Here is a 7,938-nt window from a genome sequence, read left to right on the forward strand (position 1 = left end):
TCCGCAAGTGCACGCGCACCGCCCGTTCGGGCCGCCGGTCAGACCGCGCGGTCGAACTTGGTGGACAGGTGCACGAGGCTCTCGGACGAGCGCACGCCGGTCAGGTGGCCGATCTGGTCCAGCACCTCGTCCAGCTCGACCGTCGAGGCGCAGGCGAGCTGCAGCAGAAGGTCGACCCGCCCGCTCGTCGAATGCACCCGCTCGACCGAGGGGATCGCCTTGAGCCGGCCGAGGATCGCTGGCTGGGCGCGCGGCTCGATGGTCAGCAGGCAGGTGGCGCGGATGCGGGTGACGCGCGCGGCCTCGCCCAGCTTCAGCGTGTAGCCCGCGATCGCGCCCGAGGTCTCGAGCCGCTCGAGCCGCGCCTGCACGGTCGAGCGCGCCAGCTTGAGCCGCCGGGCCAGCACCGCCACCGACATCCGGGCGTCCTGGCCCAGGTGCGAAAGGATCGCGCGGTCGGTGTCGTCCACGGCTTGCCTCATCCTTGCCGGTTTGACCGACGATCCGCCGGTCCTGCCGGTCAGATTAACGCCCCCAGCGCGACATTCCACCCTTTTCATCGCTGAAATTGCGCCGCATAGCGCCGATCCTGCGTTGGCTGGCAACGCACCGCGACCGAAAGGATCACGCATGGGACTGACCGAGGGCCATCAGGCCAAGACTGTCTGGGAAAATCCGGCCGAGATCGTCCGCAGTCTCAGGCCCGAGAACCCGGTGCTGGTCTTCGCCCCGACCGTCCTGCAGGACCGTGCGCGCCAGTTTCTCGCCGGTTTTCCGGGGCTCGTCACCTATGCGGTCAAGTCGAACCCGGACGAGGCGGTGATCACCAACCTCGTCGCCGCCGGCATCCGCGGCTTCGACGTGGCCTCGCCCTATGAGATCGACCTGATCACCCGCCTCGCCCCGCAGGCGGCACGGCACTATCACAACCCGGTCCGCTCGACCGCCGAGATCGCCCATGCCGTCGCCGCAGGGATCAAGGCCTGGTCGGTGGACAGCCGGTCCGAGCTCGACAAGCTCTTTGCGCAGGTGCCGACCGAGGGTTGCGAGATCTCGCCGCGCTTCAAGCTGCCGGTGGTGGGTGCGGCCTATGACTTCGGCTCGAAGTTCGGCGGCACGCCCGAGCTGACCGCCGAGCTGCTGCGCGAGGTCGCGGCGCGCGGCTACACCGCCTCGCTGACCTTCCACCCCGGCACGCAATGCGTCGATCCCGGCGCGTGGGAGCATTACATCCGCACCGCCCGCGACATCGCCGACCTCGCCGGGGTCATGCCGAAGCGGCTGAACGTCGGCGGCGGCTTCCCCTCGTGGCGCGTCCACGGGGTCGAGCCCGACCTGCCCGCGATCTTCGAGCGGATCGGCGCCACCACCGCCGAGGTCTTCGGCGCCGACGCGCCCGAGCTGGTGTGCGAGCCCGGCCGCGGCATCTGCGCCGACGCCTTCGCCATCATCGCGCGCGTCAAGGCGGTGCGGGACGGCGGCGCGGTGTTCCTGAACGACGGGGTCTATGGCGGGCTGAACGAGCTGCCGGTGATCGGGAACCTCGACCGGCTCGAGGTGCTGACCCCCGAGGGGCGGCGCCGCACCGGCCCGGACGCAGGCCGCGTGGTCTTCGGCCCGACCTGCGATTCGGTCGACCGCCTGCCGGGCGAGCTGATGCTGCCCGGCGACATCGCCGAGGGCGACTATCTCGTCATCAACGGCGCGGGCGCCTATTCGGTCGTCACCAACACCCGGTTCAACGGCTTCGGCGAGATGCGGCAGCTCACCGTGATGGGGTTCGCCTGACCTTTCGGTCAGGTTCGGGGCGGCCCGCGCGGAAACGTTAGCCGATCCGCAACCTATCGGGTGCATCATGGTCCCATGAGCACCCGCGCCCCGATTCCCCACGTCATCCTGATGGATGGCACGCTCGCCACGCTGGGCGGGCCGCGGTCGAGCCATATCGCCACGATTCGCCGGCTGGTCCGCAAGGCCGGCCCGGTGCGGGTGCATTACGCCAGCGGCCTGCACTGGGACAGCTGGCGCAGCGCGCGGGCGGTGATCACCGGCCAGGGGATCGAGGACCGCATCGCCGCCGCCTACGGCTGGCTCGCCAGCAGCTGGCGGCCGGGCGATCCGATCTTCATCTTCGGCTACTCGCGCGGCGCCTTCACCGCGCGCTCGCTCGCCGGGATGATCGGGCGGGTCGGGCTGCTCACCCCGCGTCACGCGACCGAGCGCAACACCCGGCTCGCCTGGCGGCTCTACCAGCGCGGCGGGCAGGAGCGGACGCTCGCCGGCTTTCGCCGCCGCTGCCATGCGGAGGTGACGATCGAGATGGTCGGGGTGTTCGATACGGTGGCCGCGCTGGGCGTCCGCCTGCCGCTGGTGTGGATGCTGACCGAGGGGCAGCACCGCTTCCACGACCACCGGCTGGGCGGGCACGTCCGCTTCGGCGCGCAGGCGCTGGGGCTGGACGAGACCCGCGCGGTGTTCCAGCCGATCCTGTGGGACGCGGCCGAGGCCGACCGCGTCGAGCAGCGCTGGTTCCGGGGCTGCCACGCCGACATCGGCGGGCAGCTGAACGGGCACGAGGCGGGGCGGCCGCTGGCCAACATCCCGCTGGTCTGGATGCTCGACCACGCCGCGGCGCGCGGGCTGCCCCTGCCCGAGGGCTGGCGGGCGCAGTTCCCCCGCGACGTGACGGCGCCCTCGGTCGGCTCATGGGCGGGCTGGGGGATGGCGTTCCTGCTGCGGGTCCCGCGCACGGTGGGGACCGCGGGCGACCTGCTGCACACCTCGGTCCCTCTGCCCTACCACGGCCCGGCGCTAATCGTTGACGAGACCCGCCGCCGCCCCCTCCGCCGGCTGCGCCGCCCCCGCGCCGAGCCGCTGCGCCGGGGTGTGCGACGCTGGTCGCGGGTGCAGCGGGAGTGAGGGGGGGGGATTTTGGGGGAGGGAGGCGCGAGACGTGGCCGGAGGTGGCCCGGGCTGGGCGGCTCGCCGGACGGCCAGGGCGATCTGGCCGCGACGGCGATCGCACAGCCGTAACGGCGCGGAGGGGAAGCGATTTTCGAAGACGAGCACCGGCGAGGACTGGGGCGCGTCGGTGTCGGATCTCCCGCAGCGATCTGCCCCCCGCCCCTCGCGCCACGCGACTACGCCGGGCGGAAGCGATCTTGTGAGGCGAGGACTGGCGGGCTGGCGCGCAATTCCACCGGATGGCCCGCACCGCTGTGGACCGCGGCGCTACTCGGTCGGCGCACCCGCGCCCGGCGGAAGCGAACCTGTAAGACTAGGAATTAGCTTGGCTGGGGGGCGGGCTGCTGCACCGAATGGTCCGTGGCGATCCCGACCGCGCGGCCGCTCGCGCGCAACACGCACGCCGGGGGGGAGGGCTTAGACGCCTCGGCGGTCCAGCGCCGCCGGCCGATCCGCACACCAATGTATTGCCTCGTCCAAGGACACTCGGGACCGCGCCCGCCTGCCGAGACGGGTCCGACGCCCCGTAGACGGCCGTTTCCGCTGGTAACCCGGGCTTTTGCTTGATCGTGATCTGGACAGCCGCCCGGATGACAGGCGTCCTGCTCTCGCGCTTCAGCCGGAGGGCAGGATCGGCCCGCGGGCCGGCCATCTATGGTTGAAGCGGTTGCGCGGGTAAGCGCTGAGACGCCAAGGCCCTTTGCCCCAAGGCGGTGCAAGGCAGCAAAGTGAATCCGAGATCGCGCCCTGACGGCGCGACGCATCGGTCCCGCGGTGGATATGCCGGTCTCAGTGCCAGCCGACCGCGGAAACTCGGCCGGTGTCGTCGCCAGAGCGGCGGTTCACTCGCACGGAGGGGCCGCACCGCGCCTGTCCGGCGCTGCGTCAAAGCTGGTCGCAAGACTGCGCTCTCAGCCGGGCAACACCTCAAGCCGCCGCCCGCCCCCACCCCCCTCAGGCGGCAGCCTCGGTCGCCTCGATCCCCAGCGCGGCGCAGACCTCGGCGGTCAGCTCGGGGCGGTTCAGGGTGTAGAAATGCAGCCGGTCCACCCCGCCCTCGATCAGCCGCGTGCAGAGCTCCACGGCGATGTCGCGGGCCAGCGCGGCCTCGCCCGGCTTGCCGGCGCGGGCAAAGGCGTCCTCCGCCCAGGCCGGCACGCTGGTCCCGCAGCGGGCGGCGAAGCGCTTGGCGCCGGCCCAGCTCTGGATCGGCAGGATGCCGGGGATCACCGGCGCCGCGATCCCGGCCGCCGCGCAGGCGTCGCGGAAGCGGAAGAACGTGTCGGGGTCGAAGAAGAACTGAGTGATCGCGCTCGTCGCGCCCGCGTCCACCTTGCGCTTGAGGAACGCCACGTCGGCGGCGCTGTCGGGGCTGTCGGGATGCGGCTCGGGGTAGGCGCCGCAACGGATGGTGAAGCCGCCACGGGCGGCGATCGCCTCGATCAGTTCGACCGAGCTCGCGAACCCCTCGGGGTGCGGGGTCCACGCGGCCGCGCCCTGCGGGGCGTCGCCGCGCAGCGCCACGATCTCGCGCACGCCGGCGGCGGCATAGTCGTCCACGATCTGCATCGTCTCGGCGCGGGTCGCCTCGACGCAGGTCAGGTGCGCCGCGACGTTCAGCCCGTAGTGGGTGGCGAGCGCCGTCACCGCCTCGTGCGTCAGCTGCCGCGTGGTGCCGCCGGCGCCATAGGTGACCGAGACGAAATCCGGGCCCAGCGGGGCCAGCGCGCGCGCCGTCTCCCACAGCCGGAACGACTGGTCGAGCGTCTTCGGGGGGAAGAACTCGAAGCTGACGGCGGGGACGGTGCGGCGAACGGACATGGCGATTCCTCTTTGTCCGCGCTTGTGCCACGCGTTCCGGCGTGAAACAAATTCATATCATGCAAGGTCAGGATGAGCCGCGCTCATGCATCTGGAACTGCGCCACCTGCGGACGATCCGTGCGGTCCATGACCACGGCGGCCTCGCCCGTGCGGCCGAGGTGCTGAACATCACCCAGTCCGCCCTCTCGCATCAGGTCCGCGCGATGGAGGAGCAGGCCGGCACGCCGCTGTTCCTGCGCCAGACCCGCCCGATGCGGCTGTCGCCCGCCGGGATGCGGCTGCTGGCGCTGGCCCGGCAGGTGCTGCCGCTGGTCGAGGCGGCCGAGGCCGAGATGCGCGGCGTCACCCGCGGCCAGGTCGGGCGGATGCACATCGCCATGGAATGCCACGCCTGCTTCAACTGGCTGTTGCCGGCGCTCGACCGGTTCCGCCACGCCTGGCCGCAGGTCGACATCGACGTGCGCGCAGGGCTTGCCTTCACCGCCCTGCCGGCGCTGCTGCGGGGCGAGGCCGACATGGTGATCTCGTCGGACCCCGAGGACCTGCCGGGCGTCACCTTCGAGCCGCTGTTCGACTATCATCCGCTGCTGGCGGTGCCGGCCACCCACCGGCTCGCCGGGCGGGCCCATGCCGAGCCGGGCGACCTCGCGCCCGAGACGCTGATCGCCTATCCGATGGACCGGGCGCGGCTCGATGTGTTCTCGCATTTCCTCGACCCGGCGGGGGTGGTGCCCGCGGCGGTGCGCGAGGTCGAGCTGACGGACGTGATCCTGATGCTCGTCGCCTCGGGCCGCGGGGTGGCGGTGCTGCCCGACTGGGTGCTGGCGCGCGAGGCCGCCAACCCCGACATCGCCACGCTGCGGCTGGGACGGCCGGGGGTGACGCGGCGCCTTTATGCCGCCGTGCGGGCCGAGGACCGCCCGCTGCCCTTCGTGCAGGAGATGCTGCGCCTGGCCCGCGCCGCGTGGACGCCCGCCGAGGCCTCGGCGGGCTGAGCCTCAGGGGCCCGTGCGGCGCGGGCTGATCGCTTTCCTTTTCCGGCGCGTTCGCTTAAGCCCACGGGTCAGCCCGAAAAGGATTCCCCGCCATGGCCTCCGCCAATCTCAACGTCATGATCAAGGCCGCGCGCAAGGCTGGCCGCAGCCTCGTCAAGGACTTCCGCGAGGTCGAGAACCTGCAGGTGTCCTCGAAGGGGCCGGGCGACTTCGTCACCCGCGCCGACCGCGAGGCCGAGCGGATCATCAAGGAGGAGCTGCGCGTCGCCCGCCCGAACTATGGCTGGTGCGGCGAGGAGACCGGCACCGAGGACGGCGAGGACCCGACCCGGCGCTGGATCGTCGATCCGCTGGACGGGACCACGAACTTCCTGCACGGCCTGCCGCACTGGGCGGTGTCGATCGCGCTCGAGCACAAGGGCGAGGTCGTGGCGGCGGTCGTCTTCGACCCCGCCAAGGACGAGCTGTTCACCGCCGAGAAGGGCGACGGGGCCTTCGTGAACGACAAGCGCCTGCGGGTGTCGGGGCGGCGCGACATGAACAGTGCGATCTTCGCCACCGGCGTGCCCTTCGGCGGGCGCGGGACGCTGCCTGCGACGCTCAAGGACCTCGCGCGGCTGATGCCGGTCTGCGCCGGGGTGCGGCGGTGGGGGTCGGCCTCGCTCGACCTCGCATATGTCGCCGCCGGCCGCTACGACGGCTATTGGGAGCGTGGGATCAACGCCTGGGACGTGGCCGCCGGCTGGCTGCTGGTGCGCGAGGCGGGCGGCTTCGTCGAGCCGCTGCGCCCCCACGAGGGCCCGGGCGTGGACGCGGGCGACATCGTCGCCGCCAACGCGCAGCTCTTCGCGGGCTTTGCCGAGATCGTCCGCAGCCGCGACTGAGCCTCATCTGCTTGGGGCGCCATGCATCCCCGGCATGGCTGCCCTGAAATCATCCCCTCCGGGCCTGCGGCGGTCTGACGCGGCTTGACAGGTGCGGCTGGCGTCGTGACGGGTTGGTATACCATCCAACCGCTCGGCCCTGCCCATGACCGCCCCCTGTCCTGCCCCCTCGCCGGGCCTCGCCGCGCCCGTCGCAGCGCCGCTGCCGCCGCCCGTGGCGATCCCCCCCGGTCGTGCCGGTCGCCGCCCCCGAGGCGGCCGCCGTGCGCGACGGCCAGCGCGCGGGCGTGCTGATGATCTGCGCCGCGAGCCTGATCTTTGCCGTGCAGGACGCGGTGTCGCGCCATCTGGGTGCGATCTACCCGCCCGTCTACGTCACCATGCTGCGCTACTGGTTCTTCGCCGTCTTCGCGGTGGTGCTGGTCGCGCGCAGTCCGGGCGGCGTCCGGGCCGCGCTGCGTTCGCCCCATCCGGTGGCGCAGACGCTGCGCGGGCTGATCCTCGTGGCCGAGGTGGTGCTGATGCTCACCGCCTTCGTCAAGCTCGGGATCGTCGAGACGCACGCCGTCTTCACCGTCGCCCCGCTCATGGTGGTCGCGCTCTCCGGCCCGATCCTCGGCGAGAAGATCGGCTGGCGGCGCTGGCTCGCGGTCGGGGTGGGGTTCGCCGGCATCCTCATCATCCTGCAACCGGGGCTGCGGGTGTTCTCGCCCTGGGCGGCGCTGCCCCTGATCTCGGCGCTGATGTTCGCGGTCTATGCGCTGCTGACCCGCAAGGTGTCGGCCGACGACAGCGCGATGGTCAGCTTCTTCTGGACCGGGGTGGCCGGCGCGGTCGGCATCACCCTCGCCGGGATCTGGTTCGCGGTACCGATCGCGCGGGCCGACTGGCCGTGGATGGCGGCGCTGTGTCTGACCGGCGCGGCCGGGCACTATCTGCTGATCCGCGCCTATGCGCTGGCCGAGGCGTCCAGCCTGCAACCCTTCGCCTACACCCAGCTCGTCTGGGTCAGCCTGATCGGGGTGTTCTGGCTGGGCGAGACGCTGCGGCTCAACGTGCTGATCGGCATGGTCATCATCGTCGGTGCGGGGCTCTTCACCTGGTGGCGGACGCTGCGCCGGGCCCGGACGGGCTGACCGGATCGGCCTGCGAGAGCGCCTCGGGGCGCGCTGCCGGGACCGGGCGGCGCGGGCCGGGCGCGGGCGCCAGTGGCGCTGGAGTCTGCGGCGCGGCAGCCGGCTGCGCGGGCGCAGGCCGCGGCAGGCTGGGAAG

At 72.3% G+C, this 7,938-nt stretch carries 7 protein-coding genes; 5 read left to right on the top strand and 2 right to left on the bottom strand.

Going from position 1 to position 7,938, the window contains the following annotated elements; all coding sequences use genetic code 11:
- Positions 1–38: 38 nt before the first annotated feature.
- Positions 39–482, bottom strand: a complete 444-nt coding sequence (locus ACFHYO_RS10655) for an Lrp/AsnC family transcriptional regulator (RefSeq protein ID WP_301280895.1) — start codon at positions 480–482, stop codon at positions 39–41.
- 148 nt (positions 483–630) lie between these two features.
- Here ACFHYO_RS10655 and ACFHYO_RS10660 point away from each other — a divergent pair, with 148 nt between their 5' ends.
- Together ACFHYO_RS10660 and ACFHYO_RS10665 are read left to right on the top strand one after the other, a co-directional pair.
- Positions 631–1,788: a type III PLP-dependent enzyme gene (locus ACFHYO_RS10660; protein WP_394320333.1), complete on the top strand. Its 1,158-nt coding sequence runs from the start codon at positions 631–633 to the stop codon at positions 1,786–1,788.
- A 75-nt stretch (positions 1,789–1,863) separates the two neighbouring features.
- Positions 1,864–2,919: a T6SS phospholipase effector Tle1-like catalytic domain-containing protein gene (locus ACFHYO_RS10665; protein WP_394320335.1), complete on the top strand. Its 1,056-nt coding sequence runs from the start codon at positions 1,864–1,866 to the stop codon at positions 2,917–2,919.
- Between the two features lie 999 nt (positions 2,920–3,918).
- On the opposite strand, the gene metF is transcribed toward ACFHYO_RS10665, so the two are convergent.
- Complete coding sequence (gene metF / locus ACFHYO_RS10670; protein WP_394320337.1) at positions 3,919–4,785, bottom strand: methylenetetrahydrofolate reductase [NAD(P)H]; 867 nt, start codon at positions 4,783–4,785, stop codon at positions 3,919–3,921.
- Positions 4,786–4,870: 85 nt separating this feature from the next.
- Here metF and ACFHYO_RS10675 point away from each other — a divergent pair, with 85 nt between their 5' ends.
- From ACFHYO_RS10675 to ACFHYO_RS10685, 3 genes are all read left to right on the top strand, one after another.
- Positions 4,871–5,782 carry a LysR family transcriptional regulator gene (locus ACFHYO_RS10675; RefSeq protein ID WP_036736422.1) on the top strand — a complete coding sequence of 304 codons (912 nt, stop codon included), beginning with the start codon at positions 4,871–4,873 and terminating at the stop codon, positions 5,780–5,782.
- Positions 5,783–5,874: 92 nt separating this feature from the next.
- Positions 5,875–6,666: an inositol monophosphatase family protein gene (locus ACFHYO_RS10680; protein ID WP_394320339.1), complete on the top strand. Its 792-nt coding sequence runs from the start codon at positions 5,875–5,877 to the stop codon at positions 6,664–6,666.
- Positions 6,667–6,929: 263 nt separating this feature from the next.
- Complete coding sequence (locus tag ACFHYO_RS10685) at positions 6,930–7,802, top strand: DMT family transporter (RefSeq protein WP_394320341.1); 873 nt, start codon at positions 6,930–6,932, stop codon at positions 7,800–7,802.
- Positions 7,803–7,938 lie beyond the last annotated feature (136 nt).

Source organism: Paracoccus panacisoli (assembly GCF_042435015.1).
In the GTDB taxonomy this organism is placed as follows: Bacteria; Pseudomonadota; Alphaproteobacteria; order Rhodobacterales; family Rhodobacteraceae; genus Paracoccus; species Paracoccus panacisoli.

Excerpts from the sequence above, each read along its gene's own strand:
- ACFHYO_RS10655 (WP_301280895.1), bottom strand. The coding sequence starts at position 482 with ATGAGGCAAGCCGTGGACGACACCGACCGCGCGATCCTTTCGCACCTG.
- ACFHYO_RS10660 (WP_394320333.1), top strand. The coding sequence starts at position 631 with ATGGGACTGACCGAGGGCCATCAGGCCAAGACTGTCTGGGAAAATCCG.
- ACFHYO_RS10665 (WP_394320335.1), top strand. The coding sequence starts at position 1,864 with ATGAGCACCCGCGCCCCGATTCCCCACGTCATCCTGATGGATGGCACG.
- metF (WP_394320337.1), bottom strand. The coding sequence starts at position 4,785 with ATGTCCGTTCGCCGCACCGTCCCCGCCGTCAGCTTCGAGTTCTTCCCC.
- ACFHYO_RS10675 (WP_036736422.1), top strand. The coding sequence starts at position 4,871 with ATGCATCTGGAACTGCGCCACCTGCGGACGATCCGTGCGGTCCATGAC.
- ACFHYO_RS10680 (WP_394320339.1), top strand. The coding sequence starts at position 5,875 with ATGGCCTCCGCCAATCTCAACGTCATGATCAAGGCCGCGCGCAAGGCT.